The sequence below is a fragment of the Catellatospora coxensis genome (assembly GCF_016862635.1).
In the GTDB taxonomy this organism is placed as follows: Bacteria; Actinomycetota; Actinomycetes; order Mycobacteriales; family Micromonosporaceae; genus Catellatospora; species Catellatospora coxensis.
In genome coordinates, this window is sequence record NZ_BONI01000019.1 from 18,801 (window position 1) to 40,537 (window position 21,737).

Below are 21,737 nucleotides of genomic sequence, written 5' to 3' on the forward strand. Positions count from 1 at the left end.
GCGACCGGCCTTCAGCGCCGGGCGAACTCCGCCGCGATGCCGGTGAACTCCTCGCGGAACTGCAGCACCGACAGCCAGCCGTCCGGGATGGACGACGCCCCGTCCCGTGCCCCCAGCAGCCCGCCCGCGATCGCCGCGTTGGTGTCGCTGTCGTTGCCCAGGGCCACGATGTCGATCAGCACGTCGCTCAGGTCGCGGAAGTCGAGCACGGCGGCGACCGCCAGCGCCAGCGAATCCAGCACGTACCCGTTGCCGTCGTCGGGCAGGCCGGTCACCCCGGTCCGGGCCAGTTCGGCCAGGTCCAGCCGCTCGCCCAGCGCGATGGCGGCCACCACGGACCGCTCGCCCAGCTCCCGTGCGGCGGCCACCCCGGCGGCCACGGCCTCGGCCGCCGAGCCGCCCTCGACCAGCACCGCGACGATCTCGTTGTACGCCGCGCAGGCGACCGTGCACCGCGCGTCGGAATGGGTGACCGCGGAGATGCGTACCGACTCCCGGATCCGCCGCTCGCGCTCGCGCACCGCCAGCGCGGTCGGGATGCAGCGCATCAGCGAGCCGTTCCCTGCCCGGCCCGGTCCCGCGCCGGAACCGTCCGGATCGCCGGTGCGGGCGAACGTGCGCAGCCCGCCCTCGGTGGCTCCGCCGACGTCCACCGGCGGGCGGCCGGGCACCCGACCCGGCCAGTCACCCTCGTACCAGCTCAGCATCAGCCGGGCGGCGGCGAGCACGACGTCGTCGCCCGGGTCCAGATAGGCCAGTGCGACGGCACGGGTCAGGTCCGTGTCGTCGGTGGCGTGGCCCGGCGGCCACTCGAAGACCCCGCCGCCGACGATCTCCCGGACACCGTCGGGATAGCGGAACCGGATGTACTCCCACGAGTCGAACTCGACGGTCGCGCCCAGCGCGTCCCCGGCGTGCACGCCCAGCAGCGCGCCGACCGTCCGGTCGGATCTGTCGGTCATGCCCGTGATGATGCCACCGGCGGGGCGCCGCTCAGGGGCGGCGGCGCTCCTGCGGCACCACGACGGCGGCCGGCTGGCGGCGCACCACCGCAGGCTGCTTGGGCTCCGGGGCAGCCGCGACCTCGGCGAACTCGTCGTCGCCCTCGGGCACGGGGTGCTCGTCCAGGTCGAGGGCGTCGAGCTGGCTGTTCATGAACTTGCGCAGCCGGGCCCGGTAGTCGCGGTCGAAGTTCTGCAGCGCCTCGATGCGCCGCTGCAGCACCGAGCGCTTGCCCTCCAGGCTGCCGACCACGTCCTCGTACTGCTGCAGCGCGTCGCGCTCCAGCTCGTCGGCCTTGGCCTGGGCGGCTTCCACGATCTTCGTCGCGGTGGAGCGCGCCTCGGCGATCATCTGCTCGGTCTCCCGGCGGGCGGCGTCGGCGTTCGCCTGCGCCTCGCGGTTGATCTCCACCGACTTCGCCTGGGCGGCGGCCTGGATCTGCGCCGCGTCCTGCCGGGCGCTCTCCACGATGCCGCGCGCGTCGCGGGCCAGGTCGTCGGCCTTCGCCCGGGCGTCGCCCTTGATCCGGTCGGCTTCGGCCTGCGCCGTGGCGACGTGCTCGTCGGCGGTGCGCCGGGCCAGCACCAGCACCTGCAGCGCCTGCCGCTCGGCGTCCGGGTCGGCGAGCACGCCGGCCTGCTGCTCGATCGGCTCGTTCTCGGCCGGGCCGCTGAACAGGCCCTTGACCCGACCTTTCAACCGGTTGTCGGTCAACGCAGGTTCTCCTCACCCCAGTGTTCTCAACGCCGCGACTCCCGGCGGCCCGGGTCGACGTTCCCGCGCAGCTCGCACCGTCGAGAACAGCGCCGATGGTAGTCGCCCCGCCGCTGGCGGGGAAGGCGCGTCACCCGCTCCGCCGAACCGCGGGACGCGCGGCCTGCACCTGCGTCGATGTGCGCACATCCCGACAGCCGCAGCCCGTCACGTTCCGGCGTCGCGTCCGTCGCGGCGGCCGCCGTCCGGACCTGGCGGCTGTCCGCAGCGCTGAGGCAGCTCGCCGCCAGGTCACGTGCCGACAGGTGTGCGGAAGGGCACCTTCGGCTACGCGGTGCGACAGGCCGGATCGTTGCTCGTCCGGCCGGCGCGAGCAGACGGTGCCCTTCCCCCTCAGACGTCGCGGCGGCGGACGGCGAGGATCGCGGGGATCAGCAGGACCAGTGGCCAGGCGGCGAGGACGAGCCAGGATTCGGTGACGGTGGCGGGGTAGTAGCCGGGGTGCGGGGGCGGCATCCAGTCGGTGGTCAGGCGGTTCCAGGCGATGCCGGGCATCAGGTGGCCCAGCTCGGCCGACCAGCGCTTGTCCGAGGAGAACATCGTCGGGAGCATCAGCAGCAGGAACGCGCCGGTGACCATGGTGGTGGCGGCGTGCCGGATCAGCACGCCCAGGCAGAGTCCGATGAGCGCGCAGACGGGGGCGAGCAGGGCGGAGGCGGCCACGGCGCGCAGCGAGACGGGGTCCGAGATGGACACCGCGGCGTCGCGGCCGGCGAGGATCGCCTGCGAGACCGTGAACGAGCCGACGGCGACGACGACGCCGGCCATGGACCAGACCGCGGCGGTGACCACCGCCTTGGCCAGCACGACCGCGCCGCGGGCGGGCACCGCCGCCGTCGTGGTCCGGATCAGGCCGCTGCCGTACTCCGACACCATGGTCAGCGCGCCGAGGCTCGCCGCGACCAGCATCAGGGTCAGGTATCCCTCCTGCGGGAACGCGTCGCCGAGGGAGAACATGTGCTCGCGCTGCGCCTCCGGCTCGTAGAACGGGAAGTTGTCGTAGTCGGCCTTGGCGGCCAGCGCGGCCGCGCCGACGACGAACAGCGTGGCCAGGCCGAGCGTCCACGGGGTGGACCGCAGCGACCACAGCTTGATCCACTCGGCGGCGACCAGGTCGGTGAAGCGGGCCCGCGGCGCGGCGGCGCGGGCGGCGGTGGGGTGTGCGTACATGGTCATCGGGACCCGGCCAGGTGGTCGGCGTGACCGGCGGTGATCTCCATGAAGGCTTCCTCCAGGCTGGTGGTGCGGGTGGTCAGCTCGTGCAGCTCGACGGCGTTGGTGAAGGCGAGCGCGCCGACGCGTTCGGCGGACAGGCCGCGTACGGCGAGGTGGTCGGGCGCGGTGTCGACGGTCGCGCCCGCGGCGGTCAGCGCCGCGGCGAGCACGGCGGTCTGCGGGGTGCGTACGGTGACCCGGCGGCGGGTGCCCCGGTCGGCGAACACGCGCAGCGGCTCGGCGGCGATGAGCCGCCCCTGGCCGATGACCACGAGATGGTCGGCGGTGTGCTCCATCTCGGTCATCAGGTGGCTGGACAGGAACACGGTGCGGCCCTCGGCGGCCAGCCTGCGGAACAGGTGGCGCACCCAGCGCACGCCCTCCGGGTCCATGCCGTTGATCGGCTCGTCGAACATCAGCACCGGCGGGTCGCCCAGCAGCGCCGCGGCGATGCCCAGGCGCTGCTTCATCCCCAGCGAGAAGCCGCCGACACGGCGGTGGGCCGCGTCGGTCAGCCCCACCTCGGCCAGCACCTCGGCGACGCGCCGCCGCCCGATGCCGTTGCTGCGGGCCAGCGCGGTCAGGTGGGCCGTGGCGCTGCGCCCGCCGTGCACCTGCTGCGCGTCGAGCAGCGCGCCGACGTGATGCAGGCCACGCCGGTGCGAGCCGAACAGGACCCCGCCGACCGTCGCCGCGCCGGACGTGGGCGCGTCGAGGCCGAGGATGACCCGCAGCGTGGTGGTCTTGCCGGCGCCGTTCGGTCCGAGGAAGCCGGTCACGTGGCCGGGCCGTACGGTGAAGGACAGGTCGTCGACGGCGGTCTTGCCGCCGTAGCGCTTGGTCAGGCCGATGACTTCGATCATGGGAACGATCCTGTCGAGCCCGGCGGCGGCCCGCATCGGGCCGCGGGCGGCAACCGCGGGCCCGGCGCCATCCCCTGGGCGTACGCCCACGGGCGGATGCCGCACCCCGCTGAGCTGGCTACTCTCACCAGGTGGACCCCATCACCCCTGGCCCGAAGGCCCGCCGGACCGCCGCCGCGTGGTCGCGTGCCGTGCTCGCGTGGACCGGTGCGCTGGCGTCGCCGGTGCTGCTGTACGTCGTGGTCGACGACGGCGCCGGTGGCGGGAGCATCGACCTGGTGCCGTGGCTGTCGATGCGCCACCTGCTGCCCGCGCTGGCGCTGGCGCTGCCGTTCGCGCTGCTGCGCCGCCGCCCGCTGGCCGCGCTGGGCCTGCTGCTGCTCGGCTCGGCCCTGACCACCGTGGCGATCCACACCGAGGAGGTCGCCTACCTCACCGACATGCGTTACCTGGAGCTCATCGCCGTCGACCTCGCCGTGGCCGTGGTCGCGGCGAAGCGCTCGCGGCGCGTCTCCGCCGCCGTGGGCTTCGTCGCGCTGCTGGTCCAGGTCCTCATCGGGTACGCCAACGGGCTCAACACGCCCGTCTTCGAGTTCGAGATCCCGACCCTGGCCATGGCCTTCGCCTGGACCGTCGGCAACTCGGTCCGCACCCGCCGCGAGCACGCGGAAGCGATCCGCGCCCGGGCCGCCGGCCAGGCCGCCACCGAGGAGCGGCTGCGCATCGCCCGGGAGCTGCACGACATGGTCGCGCACAGCATCGGCGTCATCGCGATCCAGGCGGGCATGGGCCGCCGGGTCATCGACTCCCAGCCGGGCGAGGCCCGCAACGCGTTGCAGGCCATCGAGGACACCAGCCGGGAGACCCTCGCCGGCCTGCGCCGCATGCTGGTCGGGCTGCGCCAGGACGGCGACGTCGCGCCGCCCGCCCCGACGCTGGCCGATCTGGACCGGCTGGCCGCCACCACGGCCGGCGCGGGGGTGCGCGTCGAGCTGGACTGGCGCGGCGACCGGCGGCCGCTGCCCGGCGACCTGGAGCTGTCGGCATACCGGGTCGTGCAGGAGGCGGTCACCAACGTGGTACGCCACGCGGCGGCACCCCGGTGCGCGGTCACCGTCGACTACCGCGACACCGAGCTGCGCCTGACGATCGCCGACGAGGGCCGCGGCTGCCCGCAGCCCGGATCCGGCTACGGCATCACCGGGATGCGTGAGCGGGTCGCCCTGCTCGGGGGCGAGTTCACCGCCGGACCGCAGGCGCGGGGCGGGTTCCTGGTCACCGCCCGGTTCCCGCTGCCCGAACCCGCGGCCCTCGCGCCGGAGCCCCGCGAGCCGTCGGCGGCGGCCGGGCCGGTGCCGGCGCTCTCGGAGCACGCTCCGGCAGATCCGCCCGGCGTCGGGGCGGTGGCGCGATGACGGTCCGGGTGCTGCTCGCCGACGACCAGCCGCTGGTGCGGTCCGGGCTGCGGGTGCTCATCGACGAGACGCCCGACCTCGCCGTCGTCGCGGAGGCCGGCACGGGCGCGGACGCGGTCCGGCTGACCGCCGAGACCCGGCCCGACGTGGTCGTGATGGACATCCGCATGCCCGGGATGGACGGCATCGAGGCCACCCGGCAGATCACCGCCGCGGCGGGCCCCACCCGGGTGCTCATGCTCACCACGTTCGACGAGGACGCGCACGTCTACGGCGCGCTGCGGGCCGGGGCCAGCGGATTCCTGGTCAAGGACATGGCGCTCGACGACATCCTGGCCGCGATCCGGGTGGTCGCGGCCGGGGACGCCCTGATCGCGCCGAGCGTCACCCGCCGCCTCATCGCGGACTTCGCCGCCGGGCCGCCCGCGCCCCGGGCGGCCCGTCCCGATCCCGGCATCACCGACCGGGAGCGGGAGGTGCTCACCCTGATCGGGCGCGGGCTGTCCAACGGCGAGATCGCGCAGGAGCTGTTCATCTCCCCGGCGACCGCCAAGTCGCACGTCGCCCGGCTGCTCACCAAGCTGGCCGCCCGCGACCGCGTCCAGCTCGTCATCACCGCGTACGAGCTGGGCCTGGTCACGCCGCCGAGCTGACCCCCGGCCGCGTCACCGCGTGCCGGCCGCCGCATCGACCCGCCGGCCCGGTTTGATCCGCCGCAGCCAGCGCCGCAGCAGGGTGGGGCGGGCGGTGTCGACCGGCGTCGCGGCGCGCGCGGCGGCGTCGGCGGCCGCGCCGAAGAAGTCGCCGCCCTTGCGCCGCACGTCGTCGGTGCCCCAGGCGCGCTCGCGCGACGCCTTCGCCATCCGCGGGATGTGCTTGGCGCAGTGGATGTACGCCTCCTGCACCTCGACCACCACCCAGCGCTCGGCCCGCCGTCCGGGCACCGGGTCGACCGGCAGCTCCGGGTACGCGCCCCGGGCCAGGTCGTCCTCCAGCACCGTGGCACGGCCGTTGACGTGCAGCCCGATCGCGTCGGTGACGAAGTCGACGAACAGCAGTCCCACGTGGCCGTTCTCGGTGATGTTGCCCAGGCTCGCCATCACCCCGTTGCCCCGGTACTCCGGCCAGGTCAGGTGGGTGGCGTCGAGCACGTGCACGAAGCCCGCGGGCCCGGCCCGGAAGGTGTTGTCGCACTCCCCGGCGGCGTCGGAGGTCGCGACGAACATCATCTCCTGGCGGCTCACGAACGCGGCCATCCGCTCGTTGAGGTGGTCCAGCATCTGCTGGTCGTAGAAGCGCTGCGCCCGCTCGGTGGTCCCGTAGGCCTGCTGGAGGCGGCGTTCCGCCGCCGAACCCTGCACCTTCTCGACGATCCGGGTCATCTCGTCTCCCTCGGCCACGCGCCCCTGCGGGCACGCCTGCGAACGAGATTCACGGACGTCAGTCATCCCGCGTCGCACAGCGGGTGCGACGCGGGACGTCGTGAGCGCGGCTAGGGGACGCCGGCCGAGGTCAGCGTGTGGTGCTCCGCCGGTGCAGCAGCACGCCGCCGAGGACCAGCGCCGCCACGAGCCCGGCCAGCACCCAGTAGGGCCACGTCGTCGATTCCGGGGCCGGAGCCGGGGCGGCGGCGGTCGCGCCGGACGTCGCGGCGGGCTGCTGCGGCGGCGCGGTCTGGCCGAGTCCCGGGTCGGGCTGGTTGGTCGGCGCGGTCCAGCCGGCCGGGGCCGTGGTCAGTTTGCCCTGGTAGTCGAAGCGGATCTCACCGGTGACCTTGTCGCCGTCGGAGGCCACCGACAGGTAGGTGATGGTGTAGACGCCGGTCTGCGGCCAGTGCGACACGGGGATCACCGCCGGAAACCCGATCTTGTAGAGCTGGGGCTCCCAGTTGCCGTCGCGCAGCGTCAGCTCCTGCACCGGGCTGGGCAGCGGCTTGGGCTCGCCGCCCGACCAGCCGTGGTCGACGCGGGTGCCGTCGGGCGCCTTCACCGTGAAGTACGCGGCGGAGGTCGGCTTCTCGGTGAACACCAGCCGCACGCTCTCGCGGGGCTCGGTCACGGTGCTGTGGTCGGCGGGGTCGGAGAAGGCCAGCTGGCCGTGTGCCTGCGCGGGGGAGGGCAGCAGCACGGCCACGGCCACCGCGGCGAGGACGGCGGCGATCTTTCGAGACATGCGCATGAAGCTAAGCCATCGGGATCGCCCGCACCATCCCCGCCGTCACCACCAGTCCAGGCGGCCCTTCCAACCCTGGAGCGCCGCCTGCGGATCGGCCTGCAGCACCCGGTCCAGGGCGCTGGCGTACACGTCGCGGAAGTCCGTCGTGTACTTCAGATCCCCGTCGTCGAGGTCGGTGAGGCTGGGCTGCTCGCCGTACAGCCCGCCCGGGATCGACTCGCCGAGCACGAACACGTTGGACGCCGTGCCGTGGTCGGTGCCGTCGGAGGCGTTGGCCCGCACCCGCCGCCCGAACTCGGAGTACACCAGCACGACCACGTCCTTGCCCGCCGGGTGCGCCGTGATCCGCCGGTAGAACGCGGTCAGGCCCTTGTCCAGGTAGGACAGAAGTGTCTCCTGCAGGTCGCGCTCGTCGGCGTGGGTGTCGAAGCCGCCCAGCGACACCGAGAACATCCGGGTCGCCACCCCGGCCTCGATGCACTGCGCGACCAGGTCGAGCTGCGCCTGCAAGCCGGCCAGGCCACCGGTGCCGGTCGCCGGGACCTTCTCGTCGTCGTCGCCGCCGTCGTCGCCGTCGGCGTCCTTGACCTGCTGGGCCATCTCCCGCACCCGGGCCAGGTCGCCGAAGCACGCGGCGGCCCGCGCCTGCAGCGGCGGCTCCCCGGCCGACGGCGCGGCGAACCCGGCGAGCGCGTCGGCGGTGACCGCCTTGGGCAGTTTCACGTCGGCCGCGCCGATCACCGCGCCCGCGCTGCGCTCACCGGCCAGCAGCGGCGGGAGCACCTTCTCGAACGACACCGCCAGCCGCGGGTCGCCGCCCGCGCCGTCGAGCCACCGGCCGATCCAGCCCGTGTTGCCGGGCCGCTCCGGGTTCGCGGTCTGCCAGATGTCCATCGAGCGGAAGTGGCTGCGGTCGGGCTTGGGGTAGCCGACGCCGCGTACGATCGCCAGCTTCTTGCCGCCGAACAGCTCGTGCAGGCCCTTCAGGGCCGGGTTCAGGCCGGTGGCGTCGTCGAGCTTGAGCACCTCGCCGCCGTCGTAGGCCAGCTCGGGGCGGGCGTCCTGGTAGGCGCGGTCGGCGTACGGGATGACGGTGTTGAGGCCGTCGTTGCCGCCGTACAGCGTGATGACGACCAGCGTCTTCGCGCCGTCCGGGCGGTCGCCGGCGGTGTCGAGGATGTCGGACAGGGCCAGCGTGGTCGCGCCCGCGGCCAGCGCCGCGCCGCCGACGACGCCGCTGGCGATCAGGAACTTCCGCCGGGTCGTGGTGTCCATCGGTCGTCTCCTGTCTCAGTGCACCGCGTACTCGGGGCTGATCAGCCCCAGCACGGTCAGCTTCTTGGCGTCCTTGGCGGATTCGGCCAGCACCTTGCGGGTGCGGTCGGTCCAGGCGTCCACGACCAGCAGCCGGGCCAGCGCCTCCGGCCGCCCGGCCACCGGCGCGGCCGACAGGCGCTCCAGGAACGCGGGGCTCGCCGCGGCGGACAGGGCCTGCGCCAGCTGCACCCGGGTCTGCGTGGCGAACGTGTTCAGCCAGGCCGTGCCCGAAGGCCAGCCGCCGACGCTCGGCGGCTTGAACGGCACCTGGTCGAGCCGGTTGAGGCCCTGGTAGAGCTGCTTGCGCTGCTTGTCGGCGGCGCCGCCGGCGCCGAGCTGGCGCACCGCGCCGACCAGCCACTCCACCGGCTGCTTGACCAGCTGCCCGCCGGTCTCGGTGAACTGCTCGTCCAGCAGCAGCGCCCGGACCAGCGCGGTGACGTCGTGCCCGGCGAACGCGGCCGACAGCCGATCGCGTACGCCGTCGGGCATCGGCTCGCCGGAGGCGAACCGGAACCACAGCCGCGCGGGCAGGAACGTCTTCGCTGCGGGCTGCTCCAGGATGACCTCGGCCAGCGCGTCGGCGTCCAGCGGGCCGGTGCGCCCGAGCACCGTCTTCTTGCCGGGGTCGTGCCGGGCCTGCTGGAACGTGGCCGTGCCGTCGACCCGGTCCACCGTCCAGCCGGTCAGCGCGCGGGCCGCGGCCTTCACGTCGGCTTCCGTGTACGCGCCGATGCCGAGCGTGAACAGCTCCATCAGCTCGCGGGCCAGGTTCTCGTTGGGGGCCTTGCGGGTGTTGCGCTGCCCGTCCAGCCAGTGGATCAGCGCGCCGTCGCGCAGCATCGCCCGTACCAGCACGCCGAAGTCGCCCCGGCCGTCGCGCCGGAAGGTCTCCTGCTGCGCCAGCATCAGCCCGGCCGACTTGACCTTCTGCACGCTGGTGGCCCAGTGGCCGTGCCAGAAGAACACCAGCTTCTCGGTGAACTGGTGGTCGGCGGCGACCATCCGCTCCACCCACCAGTGGGTGAGCTGCTGCACCTGCTCCTTGCGGGCCTGCTGGGCACGCTGGCGCTGTTCCCGGCTCGGCTTCTTGGACAGGTCCGTGTAGGGGTCCGCGCCGAGTTTCGGGGCGGGCGTGCGGGCCGCGCCCCGGTCCGCGCCGTCCGGCGCGAGCAGCTGCTCGACGGTCGCCCGGTATCCGGCCCGTTCGGCACGGTCGACCTCGTCGGCGGTGGGCCCGAACGTTGCCCTCCGCAGCAGGTGCGCGACCTTCTCCCGTTCCGCCATGCGCCGATCCTAGGCAGCTGGAGATCCGGATCGCCCGCACTGCGTGTACGGGAAACGTAAAGCTACGGGCCGTGATCGCCCGGTGGCTCAACGGCCTCCACCTTGGGCGTGGGTTTGCGGTGGATGCGGTAGTGCAGGACGAGGAACGGCAGGCCGAAGACCCGGAACGCGTGCTCCGCCCGCAATTGCCCGTCCTGCACGTATACGTCCAGGTCCTCCGCGAAGCCGTGCACCGCCATGGCGGTCAGCCGCCCGTCGGCCGGGTCGACGAAGGTCAGGTAGTGGCCTGGCTGGTCCAGCCTGCTGCGGCTGGTCAGCGCCAGCCCGCCACCGGGCCGGGTCCGGGGTTCCAGGGTGGCGGTGAAACTGGCCTGCGGCAGCGGGAAGCCCACGCTGACATAGCCGCGCTCCTCGTGCCGGTAGGTGGTGTACACGCCGACGTAGATGGGCGCGTCGGTGTCGGCGTACGACCGGATCCAGCCGCGCACCGTGACCTCGCCGTCCACGCTGACCGTGTCGATCCGGCTGCGCACCCCGCGCTGGGTCTCCCGCTGGTTCATCGGCACGTCGGCCTGCCCCAGCGGCCGGGCCAGCAGGTGCCGGTACAGCAGGTAGCCGGGCCGGACCCAGAGTCGCCAGCGGGGCTCGATGTCGAGGGTGAACCGGGTGGTGTGCTCGTAGAACTCCCGCACCAGCGGATCCGCGCCCGCCGGGTCGAAACCCGGCCCGGCCAGTTCGTCGAGCGAGGCGACGATGCCGATGTCGGGGTGGTCGGGGCGGTGCACGCCGCCGACACGCTGAGCCAGGGCGGCGACGTAGCCGGTGCCGACGTAGCGGCTGTCGGCGGCCAGCGGCACCACGAACGGCAGCCGGGCCGGGTCGACCCGCTCGGCCAGCAGGCTCACCTGCGGGTCGCGGAACAGCAGCGCGGACAGCACCCGGAACACGGTGACGGTCACCGCCGCCACGATCGCGCCGGGCACGCCCGCCATCGCCCAGCCGAGCGCCGCGCCGACCAGCGGACCGAGCACGACCTTGTGCGGGCGTACGCCCAGCAGCCCGGCCACGCCACCGGTGACGACGCCGATGAGCAGCGAGTTCGCGCCGAGCGCGGCCATCGCCCAGCCGCACGGCGCGGCCAACGCGGCGCTCATCGCGATACGCGACCACAGCGCCGGGATCTCACCCGGCCGCTGCCGCGCCCGCGCCAGCACGTCGACCAGCCCGAGCAGCACCGCGCCCACCAGCGCGCCGGCCGCCATCGCGGCGACGCCCCAGGAAGCGGCCACGGACACGCCGGCGACGGCCCCGATCAGGCCCGCGAGGGCGGCCGAGCCACGGCGTTCAGGGAGTGCGGCGGCATCGCTCATCCCCGCAGGTTAGCGCGGCCCCCGCCGCCCACGGCCCGCCGCCTTCTCCCGACGGCGGCCCACGGTCTCCGCTGATCGTCCGATTTGCCTGGCACCTGGTCGAAAGCGCGTCCATGATTCGCACACCTGCCCGGCAAGTCGGACGATCAAGGCGGGTCCGGCGTGCGGGTGTGCGGTGGCGGCCACCGGGAGGTCCGATGGCCGCCGCGGCATTGGTGCGGACCGCATTTGCTCTGCACCCAAAGCCTTGCTCTGCACCCGAAGCCTTGCTCTGCACCCAAAGCCTTGCTCTGCACCCGCCGGCGCAACAGCGGGCCGGTTCAGGCGGCGTCGCGGTTGAAGCGGCGCTTGGCCCAGAGGTAGCAGAACACGGTGATGGCGAGGCTCCAGGCGATGGCCAGCCAGCCGCTGTCGCCGATGGCGGTGCCCAGCAGCAGACCGCGCAGGGTCTCCATGACCGGGGTGAACGGCTGGTACTCGGCGGCCCAGCTCACGCCGCTGGGCATCGAGTCGGTGGGCACGAAGCCGCTGCCCAGGAACGGCAGCAGGATCAGCGGCATGGGCAGGTTGCTGGCCGACTCGACGGTGCGCGCGGTCAGCCCGCAGGCCACGCCGAACCAGGTCACGGCGAACGACACCAGGGTCAGCAGCCCGGCCGCGGCGAGCCACTCGACCGGGGTCGCGTTCGGGCGGAAGCCGACGAGCATCGCGACGCCGACGACGACGGCCAGGGCGACGACCAGCTGCACCAGGTTGCCCAGCACGTGCCCGGTGAGCACGGCAGGGCGGAAGATGGCCATGGTGCGGAACCGGGCGATGATGCCCTCGGTCATGTCCTGGGCCACGCCGATCGCGGTGAGCTGCGGCGCGCTGGCGATGGCGAGCAGCAGGATGCCGGGGGTGACGTAGTTGGCGTACGCGGCCCGGCCGCCGCCCGCGGCGATGCCGTCGCCGAGCGTGCCGCCGAAGACGTACACGAACAGCAGCAGCATGATGACCGGGATGCCGATGAGGAAGCCGATCAGCGGGTACCGGCGGGCGCGCAGCAGGTAGCGCCGCAGCATGGTGGACGAGTCGCGCAGGGCGTACGCGGTGGTGCTCATCGGTTGCTCGCTCCTTCGAGGGCGGGGGAGCCGGTGGCGTCGGGCCGGCCGGTCAGGGTGAGGAAGACGTCGTCGAGGTCGGGGGTGTGCACGGTCAGCTCGGCTATCTCGACGTTCGCTCCGTCGAGCCGGTCCAGCACCTCGCGCAGGCTGCGGACCCCGCCGTCGCTGGGCACCTGCAGGGTGAGCGCGTCGTCGTCGCGGGTCGACGTGGCGAACACGCGGGCCGCCGCCTCCAGCTCGGCCAGGCCGGCGAAGCGCAGCCGGAGGTGGCCGCCGGGGATGAGCCGCTTGAGCTCGGCCGGGGTGCCCTCGGCGATGATGCGGCCGTGGTCGAGCAGGGCGACCCGGTCGGCGAGCTGGTCGGCTTCCTCCAGGTACTGCGTGGTGAGGAAGATGGTGACGCCGTCGGCGACCAGGGCGCGGATGCTGTCCCACATGGTGCGGCGGCTGCGCGGGTCCAGGCCGGTGGTCGGCTCGTCGAGGAACACCACCCGCGGGTTGCCGACCAGGGTCATGGCCAGGTCGAGCCGGCGCTTCATGCCGCCGGAGTAGGTGGTGGCCGGTTTGCCGGCCGCCTCGGTCAGGTCGAAGCGCTCCAGCAGGTCGGCGACGCGGCGGCGGCCCTCCCGGCGGTCCAGGTGGTTGAGGTCGGCCATCAGGGCGAGGTTCTCCGCGCCGGTGAGGAAGGTGTCCAATGCGGAGAACTGGCCGGTGAGGCCGATGGCGGCGCGTACGTCGTCGGGGTGGGTGGCCGGGTCGTGGCCCGCCACCCGGATCCGGCCGGCGTCGGGGCGCAGCAGCGTGGACAGGATGTTGACCATCGTGGTCTTGCCGGCGCCGTTGGGCCCGAGCAGGGAGAAGACGGTGCCGGCGGGGACCTGCAGGTCGATGCCGTCCAGGACGGTCTTCGTGCCGTACGCCTTGCGCAGGCCGGCGACCTCGATGGCGTTCGCGGGGGTGGGCATGGGGGAGTGTCCTCTCAGGAGCGGTGGATGACGATGTCGCCCCAGTGGGTCCGGGCGCGCACCTCGACGCGCTCGTCGGACTCCTCCGGGCCGGGCACGTTGTCGAGGGTGTTGCGCACCGAGCGGCTCGACCTCAGGTCCAGCCAGGCGGCGGTGCCTTCGGGGATGCCGACGTCGATGCGCCCGGCGGAGGTCTCCAGCACGTGGGTGCCGCGCACCGCCGCGCCGACGCGGATGTCGCCGAACGCGGTCTTGGCGGTGAGCCCGCCTTCGGCCCGGTCGACGGTGACGTCGCCGTTGGCGGTCTTCGCGGTCAGCTCCGCCCCGGCTCGGCCGACGACGATGGGGCCGTCCGCGCCGTTGATCCGGCCGGTGCCGGTGATGGCGCCGATCTCGCAGCCGCCGGTCGAGCTCTTGACGACCGCGTTGCCGCCGACGAGGCCGACGCGGGTGCGCCCGGCGCCGGTGGCCAGGTCGGCGTCGCCGGAGACGACGTCGGCGCTGATCTCGCCCGCGCCGGTGCTCGCGCGCAGGTTGCCGGTCTGCTGGAAGTACAGCCGGCCGTAGCCGGTGGTGTAGCGGCATTCGCCCAGCGGCCCGTCGGCGTACAGGTCGCCGAGGCCGGCGTCGCCGTCGAGGACCGACCCGGCGGGCAGGTGGATGTCGACGTCCACGGAGCCGGTCCGGCCCAGCAGGGTGCCGAGGTGCTTGGGGGTCTTGATGAGCAGGCGGCCGTCGGCGTACTCGACACGGGTCTGCTCGGCCATCTTGATCGACTTGCTGCCGTTGTTGGCGGGGCGCACCTCGACCACGGTGTCGGTGCGCTCGCTCGCGACGATGCGCACGTCGGCGGCGACGACGTTGACGGAGACGGTGATCGGTTCGGGTGTGGCGAAAGTGGGCATGGTGGTCCCCTCACATCGGGCTGTTCGGTGAATCCGCCGGTGGGCGGGGTGGGCGGCGGGCGCGGGTCAGCGCGCCCAGCCGGTGTAGCGCTGGCCGAGGTCGGCGCCGCCGGGGCGGGCGGCGGGGCGCGGCGCGGCGGCGGTGTCGAGCGCGGCCGCGGCGGCCCGGACCAGCCACGAGTTGGCCGACAGCCGCTCGCGGGCGGCCGCCTCGTCGATGCGCGCCTTCAGCTCGTCGGGCAGGCGCAGGTTGATGCGCGAGGTCGCGCCCTTCTCCCCGGCGGCGTCGTCCCAGGCCGGCGCGGCGGGCGCGGCCGGCGCGGCCGGGTGCTCGTCCGGCGGGCTCTGCCGGGTGTTCACCACGAAGACCGGGTTGAGCCCGCGCAGGCGCACCTCGACCGAGCCGGGCGCGAGGTCACGGGTGATCTCGTCGGCGGCGGCCGAGATCGCCTCCAGCAGGGTGAGCCGGATCGCCGACTCCAGCGGCACGGCCAGGCGCTCAGCCAGGGCGCGGGCCTCCGCGCCGCCGGTCTCGGCGGCGACGGCCAGCTCCGCCCGGAGCTTCTCCACGTACGGCGTCAGTTCCATGGCATCACTATGGCACCACGATGGTGCCATTCGCAACCCAACTTGGCTCAATCGTGGTGCCATCGGGTCCGGCAGGCCCCGATCCGACACAAACGTGAACGGTCGGTGGACTGGTGGCGGGGCGGGGTGACGGCGAACATAGGGACGCCGGTACCGTCTGCGGATGCGCAGGCGGGTACGCCGAACGCACCGCTACCCCCGGCGGCGCGGCCACCGCCGGCCGACGCGATCGTGATCTTGTGGAGGAAGACGTATGTCTCAGGGCGAGGACGTACTCGCACTACGCGACGACCTGGCGGCACGGCCCGACTTCGAGGTCACGCTGCGCGGCTACGACAAGCGGCAGGTCGAGCAGTACATCGCGCGCATCAACGCCGAGGTGTCGTCGCTGTCGGCCGAGCGCGAGCGCGCGCTGGGGCAGGTCCGCGACCTGACCGAGCGGCTCAAGCGCCAGCACACCGACCTGTCCGAGCTGGCCGAGCTGCGCCAGCGCCCGGCGCAGGTCGAGCGCGCGTCGTTCCGCCACCTGGGCCCGATGGTGGACCAGATCCTGGAGCTCGCCGAGAAGCAGGCCGAGGCGATCACCACCACCACGGCCCAGCAGATGGCCCACCACAAGGACGAGGCGGAGAAGATCCTCGCCGACGCCCGGGAGCAGGCCGACCGGCTGCGCGTCGAGAGCGAGGGCGCCCTGGAGCGCGCCGAGCAGGAGCTCAAGCGCGTGCACGAGCAGAACGCCCAGCAGGCCGAGCACGCCCGCGCCGAGGCCGACGCCCTGGTCGAGGCCGCCCGGGTGCGGGTGCAGCAGGAGGTCGAGGCCGCCCGCGCGCAGACCCAGCAGGAGGTCTCGCAGTGGAAGGCCAACGTCGAGCGCGAGCTGACCGAGCTGCGCGCGGCCGCCGAGCGTGAGCTGGCCGGCCAGCGCACCGCGGTGAACCAGAAGAACGCCGCGCTGCACGCCGAGGCCCAGCAGCACGCGGCCGACCTGCGCCGCCGCGCCGACGACCAGAACGCCGCCCACCAGCAGCAGCTCACCGTCGTGCAGCAGGAGATCCGGGCCCGCCGCCAGGCGCTGGCCCAGCTGCAGGCCGAGCTGGACATCGCCCAGCAGCGCCTGGTGCAGTCGCGCCAGGACGGCGCCACCGCCGAGCGCGACGTGGCCCAGCTGCAGCAGCGGCTGAGCGAGACCACCCAGGAGCTCAACCACGAGATGCACCGGCTGGAGGAGGCCCGGCGTTCGGCCGAGTCCGCCGAGCGCCACGCGGTGGCGGTGCGGGCCCGGGTGCAGCGCGAGGCCGAGCGGGTGGCCAACCTGGCCGCCGCCGCCGTCATGGCCGCCGCCGTCGGCGGGGTCGAGACCGGCGAGTACCCGCGCGTGCAGATGCGCCCCAACCCGCGCCACTCGGCCGCCGAGCCGGACGAGGTCGAGGTGCACGCGGAGCAGGTCGAGCCGGTACTGGAGCTCGAAGGCCCGGCGCAGGTCGAGGACGCCGTGGCCGAGCCGGTCGAGGGCGAGCCCGAGCAGCGCCACCACGAGGGCGACCCCGAGCTGGCCGAGTACGCCAACGGCCGCCGCGACGGCGAGCTCGCCGTTCCGGCGCAGCGTCAGCCGGAGCGCGTCGGCGCGGACGTCGAGTAGTCACGTACCAGCAGCACAGGCCCGCTCGCGTCAGGTGAGCGGGCCTGTGTCGTCTGTGTACCGTCTCAATTGGCGGGAATTAATAGTAAGGCTTATTGACTGTTAATTATCGACCCGCGACGATCCCAGGAGAACGGCTCCCCCGTGTCCTGAGATCGGAGCTTCCATGAACAGACTGCGAACAGCGGCGGCGGCCCTGGCCACCGCGCTGGTCACCACCTTCGCGGTGGCGGCGCTGTCCGCCCCCGCCTCCGCCGCCGAAGTGCTCGTCAACGGCGGCTTCGAGACCGGCGCGCTGTCGCCGTGGAGCTGCACCGGCAACCTGGGCAGCGTCGTGTCCACCCCGGTGCGCACCGGCGCCAAGGCGCTGCAGGGCGCGGCGAGCGCGTCCGACAACGCCAAGTGCACCCAGACCGTGTCCGTCGTCTCCGGCACCCAGTACACGCTGTCGGCGTGGGTCCGGGGCAGCTACGTCTACCTCGGCGTCAACGGCGGCACGTCCACCTGGACCCCGAACGCGACGAACTGGACACAGCTCACCCTGACCTTCACCGCGGCCAGCAGCTCGATCCAGGTCTACCTGCACGGCTGGTACGGCACCGGCACCTACTTCGCCGACGACGTGTCCCTGCAGGGCCAGGGCGGCAACAACCCGACCGTGCCCGGCACGCCCGGCACCCCGGCCGCCGGTTCGATCACCAACACCTCCGTCGCGCTGAGCTGGGGCGCGTCGTCCGGCACGGTCACCGGCTACCGGGTGTACGAGGGCAGCACCGTCGTCGCCAACCCCACCGGCGCCTCCGCCACGATCAGCGGGCTGGGCGCGTGCACCACGCACACCTACTCCGTCGCGGCGTACAACAGCGCCGGCGAGTCCCCGCGCTCGGGCACGGTCACCGTCACCACCACCGGCTGCGGCACCGGCGTGCCCGGCACCCCCGGCAACGTCACCGTCGGCGGCGCGACCAACACCTCGCTCAACGTGTCCTGGAGCGCCTCGTCCGGCACCGTCACCGGCTACCGGGTGTACGAGGGCAGCACCGTGCGCGCCACCGTGACCGGCACCAGCGCCACGATCACCGGCCTGGCCACCTGCTCCAGCCACACCTACACCGTGCGCGCCTACAACGGCACCGGCGAGTCCCCGGCCTCGGCGTCCGCGTCCGGGACCACCACCGGCTGCACCACCGGCACCCTGCCCAAGCACCTGCTCACCGGGTACTGGCAGAACTTCGTCAACGGGGCCACCCCGCTGCGGCTGTCGTCCGTGCCGACCACGTACGACATCGTGGCCGTCGCGTTCGCCGACGCCGTGGCCGGGCAGGCCGGGTCGGTGACCTTCAACGTCGACTCCGGGCTGTCCTCGGCGCTCGGCGGCTACACCAACGCCCAGTTCCGCACCGACGTCGCCACGCTCAAGGCCCGCAACCAGAAGGTCATCCTGTCTGTCGGCGGCGAGCTGGGCTCGGTCTCGGTGAACAGCTCGGCGGCGGCGACCAACTTCGCCAACAGCCTGTACACCCTGATCACCGACTTCGGCTTCAACGGCGTCGACATCGACCTGGAGAACGGGCTCAACGCCACGTACATGGAGCAGGCGCTGCGCAACCTGCGGTCGCGGGTCGGGTCAGGGCTGATCATCACGATGGCCCCGCAGACCATCGACATGCAGTCGACGGGGGCGGGCTACTTCTCGCTCGCGCTCAACATCCGCGACATCCTGACCATCGTGCACACCCAGTTCTACAACTCGGGCAGCATGCTCGGCTGCGACCAGCAGTTCGCGTACTCGCAGGGCACGGTCAACTTCCTCACCGCGCTGGCCTGCATCCAGCTGCAGTCGGCGCTGCGGCCCGACCAGATCGCGCTCGGCCTGCCCGCCACCACCCAGGCCGCGGGCGGCGGCTATGTCAACCCGACCGTGGTCAACAACGCGCTGAACTGCCTGGCCGCCGGCACCAACTGCGGCAGTTTCGTGCCGCCGGCGCGCTGGCCCACGATCCGCGGCGCGATGACCTGGTCGATCAACTGGGACGCGTCCAACGGCTACAACTTCGCCAACACCGTCCACAACCACCTGGTGTCGATGCCGTAAACCCGTACCACCGGCCGGCCCGGCGGCGGGATCATCCCGCCGCCGGGCCGGCCGCGCGAAAACGTGTTGGCGGGTCCTGGCTACCGCGCTAACCTCGTCGGCATGGCACTGATGTTCCTGTGATTCTCGCGGCCGCGGCCCCTACGACGTCGAGCTCCGCTCCGTCCGGCCGTGCACGCGCGCAGGCGACGGCCGTCATCCGGCAACCCTTGCCGGCCGGAAGGCTGCCCCTGCGCGTGGTCCGCCCATCGCCCCGCCGATCGGCCATGCCGAGAATCGCAGGACAACCATGCGCACCGCGCCATCGCCCGCAGACACCCAGCTCACCCTCACCGGCGTCACCCACCGCCACGGCGACCGCGTCGTGCTCGACCGGGTCGACCTCACGGTCCGCCCCGGCGAACGGGCCGGCGTCATCGGCGACAACGGCTCAGGCAAGTCCACCCTGCTCCGCCTCATCGCGGGCCGGCTGCGACCGGGCAACGGCACCGTCACCGTCACCAGCCCCGGCGGGGTCGGCTACCTGCCGCAGACCCTCGACCTGCCCGGCCACGCCACCGTGCAGGACGCCGTCGACCTCGCCCTGAGCGAGCTGCGGCAGCTCGAAGCCGGGTTGCGCGCCGCCGAGCGCGACCTCGCCGGCGACGACGGCGCCCGCCTGGCCGAGTACGCCGACCTGCTCGACCGGTTCGAGTCCCGCGGCGGCTACGAGGCCGACAACCGCGTCGAGATCGCCCTGCACGCGCTCGGCCGGCCGGGGCTGGACCGGAACCGCCGCCTCGGCACGCTGTCCGGCGGCGACCGGGCCAGGCTCGCGCTCGCCGCGACCCTGGCCGCGCGGCCGCAGCTGCTGCTGCTCGACGAACCCACCAACGACCTGGACGACGCCGCCCTCGACTGGCTGGAGCGGCACCTGCTGGCCCACCAGGGCACCGTCATCGCGGTCACCCACGACCGGGAGTTCCTGGCCCGGGTCACCACGACCGTCCTGGAGGTCGACGCCGGCGCGGTACGCCGCCACGGCGACGGCTACGACGGCTACCTCGCCGCCAAGGCCGCCGACCGGGCCCGGCAGCAGCAACGGCACGAACAGTGGCAGGCCGACGTCGCCCGCCACGGCGAGCTGCTGGCGGCCAACGCCGACCGGCTGGCGGCCATCCCGCGCAAGGGCCCGCGCGGGTTCAGCGGCGCGGGGGCGTTCCGGGCCCGCTCGCATACGCACGGCGCGGCCGGGCGCATCCGGGCGTCCCGGGAGCTGCTGGCCCGGCTGCTCGACGACCCGGTGCCGCCACCGCCGGCGCCGCTGCGGCTGTCCGCCCAGGTCGTCGCCGGTGACCTGGCTGAGCAGCCGCCGCTGGAGCTGGCGGACATCGTGGTGCCGGGGCGGCTGCGGCTGGACGCGCTGCGGCTCGTGCCGGGGGAGCGGCTGCTCGTCACCGGACCCAACGGCGCGGGCAAGAGCACGCTGCTGCAGGTGATCGCCGGGGAGGCGGGCGCCCACGCGGGCACGGTGCGGCACCGCCCCGCGCGCCTGGGGTTCCTGCGCCAGCACGGAGCCGCCGACGACGGCCGTACGCTGCTCGCCGCCTACGCGGCAGGGCTGCCCGGCGAACCCGGCGAGTACGCGGCGGAGCTGCTCGGCTGGGGCCTGTTCCGGCGGGACGACCTGGCCCAGCCGGTGCGGGTGCTGTCGGCCGGTCAGCGCCGCCGGCTGGAACTGGCCCGCATCGTGCGGCGGCCGGTGGACCTGCTGCTCCTCGACGAGCCGACCAACCACCTGTCACCGGGCCTGGTCGAGGAGCTGGAAGCGGCGCTGCGGGGCTACTCGGGCACCGTCGTGCTGGTGACCCACGACCGCCGCATCCGCGCGGCGTACACCGGTCGCGAACTGCGCCTCGCGCAAGGCGCCCCCGCCCCGCGCTGACACGGCCGAGGCCCCCCCGCGAGCACGGGTTGCGGGGCGGCCTCGCAGTTTCGGGGAAAATGCACCTTCGCGGGCGCGAGTTCGTGCGCTTTCCCCGAAACCGCGAGCGCGTCAGGGCTGGACGGCCTCGGGGACGACGAGGACGATCTTGCCGCGGGCGTGGTCGGTCTCCAGGGCGCGTAGCGCCTCGGCGGTTTCGGACAGGGGGCGGACGCGTTCGATGACGGGTGACAGGCGGCCGGCGGCGATCAGGCCGGCGAGGTGGTCGAGGTCGCCGGTGTCGCGGCGGGCGGTCACGACGCGCAGCCGCTGCCGGGTCACCGTCCCCAGCACGGCCACCTTCAGCAGGTGCGGCAGCGGGCCGAGCACCCGGCCGCCCGCGCCGCTGGAGGACAGGTACGTCCCGCCCGGCGCGAGCACCCGGCGCAGCGCCGCGAGCCCGTGGCCGCCGGCCAGGTCGAAGACGACGTCGTAGCTGCGATCGCCGCGGGTGAAGTTCTCCCGGGTGTAGTCGACGACGGCGTGCGCGCCCAGCGAGCGGACCAGGTCGGTGTTGCGGGTGCTGCAGACCCCGGTGACCTCAGCACCGAGGCCGGCGGCCAGCTGTACGGCGAACGTGCCGACGCCGCCGGAGGCCCCGTTGACCAGCACCCTGCTGCCGGTCGTGACACCGCCCAGCCGCAGCGCCTGCAGGGCCGTGGACGCGGCTATGGGCAGCGTCGCCGCCTGCTCGAAGCTCACCCCGGCGGGGATGCGGGCCAGGTGGTCGGCGGGCGCGGCGACGTACTCGGCGAAGCCGCGCTGGTTCACCTCGCCGAAGACCTCGTCGCCGGGCTGCCAGCGGGTGACCTTCGCGCCGGCCTCGACGACGGTTCCGGCAACGTCGCGGCCCAGCACCTTCACCCTCGGCCGGCGCAGCCCCCAGGCCAGCCGGATCATGGTGGGTTCACCGGACATCGCGACCCGGTCGCCGAAGTTGAGCGAGCAGGCGTGCACCCGGACCAGCACCTGCTCCGGCCCGACGGCGGGCCGGGGCACATCGGCGTAGCGCAGCACGTCGGCGGAGCCGTACCGGTCACGAACGATCGCTTTCACGT

At 73.7% G+C, this 21,737-nt stretch carries 18 protein-coding genes and 2 pseudogenes; 6 read left to right on the top strand and 14 right to left on the bottom strand.

The window, feature by feature from the left end:
• Positions 1–11: 11 nt before the first annotated feature.
• The 4 genes from Cco03nite_RS13465 to Cco03nite_RS13480 form a co-directional block, all read right to left on the bottom strand.
• Positions 12–962, bottom strand: coding sequence for an ADP-ribosylglycohydrolase family protein (locus Cco03nite_RS13465; RefSeq protein WP_203692394.1), 951 nt, complete (start codon positions 960–962; stop codon positions 12–14).
• Positions 963–993: 31 nt separating this feature from the next.
• A complete protein-coding gene (locus Cco03nite_RS13470; RefSeq protein WP_203692395.1) occupies positions 994–1,716 on the bottom strand; it encodes a hypothetical protein in 723 nt (240 codons plus the stop codon).
• Between the two features lie 393 nt (positions 1,717–2,109).
• The gene (locus tag Cco03nite_RS13475; protein ID WP_203692396.1) at positions 2,110–2,952 is read right to left on the bottom strand and encodes an ABC transporter permease; all 843 of its coding nucleotides are present in this window, start codon (positions 2,950–2,952) and stop codon (positions 2,110–2,112) included.
• Positions 2,949–3,854 (bottom strand): ATP-binding cassette domain-containing protein, encoded by a 906-nt coding sequence (locus Cco03nite_RS13480; RefSeq protein ID WP_203692397.1) that lies wholly within the window; start codon positions 3,852–3,854, stop codon positions 2,949–2,951. Before Cco03nite_RS13480 ends, Cco03nite_RS13475 begins: the two co-directional genes overlap by 4 nt.
• 131 nt (positions 3,855–3,985) lie before the next feature.
• Here Cco03nite_RS13480 and Cco03nite_RS13485 point away from each other — a divergent pair, with 131 nt between their 5' ends.
• Both Cco03nite_RS13485 and Cco03nite_RS13490 read left to right on the top strand, forming a co-directional pair.
• Positions 3,986–5,269: a sensor histidine kinase gene (locus tag Cco03nite_RS13485; RefSeq protein ID WP_203692398.1), complete on the top strand. Its 1,284-nt coding sequence runs from the start codon at positions 3,986–3,988 to the stop codon at positions 5,267–5,269.
• A complete protein-coding gene (locus Cco03nite_RS13490; protein ID WP_203692399.1) occupies positions 5,266–5,922 on the top strand; it encodes a response regulator in 657 nt (218 codons plus the stop codon). Before Cco03nite_RS13485 ends, Cco03nite_RS13490 begins: the two co-directional genes overlap by 4 nt.
• A 12-nt stretch (positions 5,923–5,934) precedes the next feature.
• On the opposite strand, the gene Cco03nite_RS13495 is transcribed toward Cco03nite_RS13490, so the two are convergent.
• The 9 genes from Cco03nite_RS13495 to Cco03nite_RS13535 form a co-directional block, all read right to left on the bottom strand.
• A complete protein-coding gene (locus Cco03nite_RS13495; RefSeq protein WP_203692400.1) occupies positions 5,935–6,651 on the bottom strand; it encodes a pyridoxamine 5'-phosphate oxidase family protein in 717 nt (238 codons plus the stop codon).
• Between the two features lie 130 nt (positions 6,652–6,781).
• On the bottom strand, positions 6,782–7,441 hold the full coding sequence (locus tag Cco03nite_RS13500; RefSeq protein ID WP_203692401.1) for a copper resistance CopC family protein: 660 nt from the start codon (positions 7,439–7,441) through the stop codon (positions 6,782–6,784).
• A gap of 45 nt (positions 7,442–7,486) precedes the next feature.
• Positions 7,487–8,719 (bottom strand): DUF1501 domain-containing protein, encoded by a 1,233-nt coding sequence (locus Cco03nite_RS13505; RefSeq protein WP_203692402.1) that lies wholly within the window; start codon positions 8,717–8,719, stop codon positions 7,487–7,489.
• Between the two features lie 15 nt (positions 8,720–8,734).
• Complete coding sequence (locus Cco03nite_RS13510) at positions 8,735–10,048, bottom strand: DUF1800 domain-containing protein (protein WP_203692403.1); 1,314 nt, start codon at positions 10,046–10,048, stop codon at positions 8,735–8,737.
• A gap of 62 nt (positions 10,049–10,110) precedes the next feature.
• Positions 10,111–11,418 (bottom strand): hypothetical protein, encoded by a 1,308-nt coding sequence (locus Cco03nite_RS13515; protein ID WP_203692404.1) that lies wholly within the window; start codon positions 11,416–11,418, stop codon positions 10,111–10,113.
• A 320-nt stretch (positions 11,419–11,738) separates the two neighbouring features.
• Positions 11,739–12,521: an ABC transporter permease gene (locus Cco03nite_RS13520; RefSeq protein ID WP_203692405.1), complete on the bottom strand. Its 783-nt coding sequence runs from the start codon at positions 12,519–12,521 to the stop codon at positions 11,739–11,741.
• Positions 12,518–13,489 carry an ATP-binding cassette domain-containing protein gene (locus Cco03nite_RS13525; RefSeq protein ID WP_203692406.1) on the bottom strand — a complete coding sequence of 324 codons (972 nt, stop codon included), beginning with the start codon at positions 13,487–13,489 and terminating at the stop codon, positions 12,518–12,520. Before Cco03nite_RS13525 ends, Cco03nite_RS13520 begins: the two co-directional genes overlap by 4 nt.
• 14 nt (positions 13,490–13,503) lie before the next feature.
• Complete coding sequence (locus tag Cco03nite_RS13530) at positions 13,504–14,394, bottom strand: DUF4097 family beta strand repeat-containing protein (protein WP_203692407.1); 891 nt, start codon at positions 14,392–14,394, stop codon at positions 13,504–13,506.
• 66 nt (positions 14,395–14,460) lie between these two features.
• Positions 14,461–14,982, bottom strand: a complete 522-nt coding sequence (locus tag Cco03nite_RS13535; protein ID WP_203692408.1) for a ribbon-helix-helix protein, CopG family — start codon at positions 14,980–14,982, stop codon at positions 14,461–14,463.
• 253 nt (positions 14,983–15,235) lie between these two features.
• On the opposite strand from Cco03nite_RS13535, the gene Cco03nite_RS13540 reads away from it, so the two are divergent.
• From Cco03nite_RS13540 to Cco03nite_RS13550, 4 genes and pseudogenes are all read left to right on the top strand, one after another.
• Positions 15,236–16,621 carry a coiled-coil domain-containing protein gene (locus Cco03nite_RS13540; protein ID WP_203692409.1) on the top strand — a complete coding sequence of 462 codons (1,386 nt, stop codon included), beginning with the start codon at positions 15,236–15,238 and terminating at the stop codon, positions 16,619–16,621.
• A gap of 166 nt (positions 16,622–16,787) precedes the next feature.
• Positions 16,788–17,726, top strand: a pseudogene (locus Cco03nite_RS43145) (fibronectin type III domain-containing protein); the annotation flags it as partial.
• Positions 17,704–18,716, top strand: a pseudogene (locus Cco03nite_RS43150) (chitinase); the annotation flags it as partial. The pseudogenes Cco03nite_RS43145 and Cco03nite_RS43150, both read left to right, overlap by 23 nt.
• Before the next feature lie 289 nt (positions 18,717–19,005).
• Positions 19,006–20,640, top strand: a complete 1,635-nt coding sequence (locus tag Cco03nite_RS13550; RefSeq protein WP_203692410.1) for an ABC-F family ATP-binding cassette domain-containing protein — start codon at positions 19,006–19,008, stop codon at positions 20,638–20,640.
• A gap of 111 nt (positions 20,641–20,751) precedes the next feature.
• Here Cco03nite_RS13550 and Cco03nite_RS13555 read toward each other — a convergent pair whose 3' ends face one another.
• Positions 20,752–21,735, bottom strand: a complete 984-nt coding sequence (locus tag Cco03nite_RS13555; protein WP_203692411.1) for an NAD(P)-dependent alcohol dehydrogenase — start codon at positions 21,733–21,735, stop codon at positions 20,752–20,754.
• Between the last annotated feature and the right edge of the window lie 2 nt (positions 21,736–21,737).